1 protein-coding gene is annotated in these 260 nt (G+C 68.8%); it reads left to right on the forward strand.

All coding sequences use genetic code 11. The features are described from left to right. Positions 1-260 (forward strand): ABC transporter permease subunit (locus AC0IYH_RS32310; RefSeq protein WP_471838408.1); only part of this gene is annotated, 260 nt, incomplete at both ends.

Raw genomic sequence — 260 nt, forward strand, 5'->3', positions numbered from 1 at the left:
CGCTTGCATGCGGTCGGCGAATATCCCCAGGCGGCCGAGGCGGCGGGCCTGCGCGTGCCGGCCTATGTGCGGTCGAGTTATGCACTGTCGGGGCTGTGTGCCGCCGTGGCCGCTCGGTGTTCGGCGGCGTTTTTCAGCGGCAGCACCACCGGCTCCGGCGACATGTTGCTGTCAGTGGTGGCGAGTGCGTTTCTCGGTGTGGTGTTCTCGCGGCGGGTGGTGGCGAGCATCCCCGGCACGTTGCTGGCGGCCCTGTTGTT

Source organism: Pseudomonas sp. AC463, assembly GCF_979253585.1.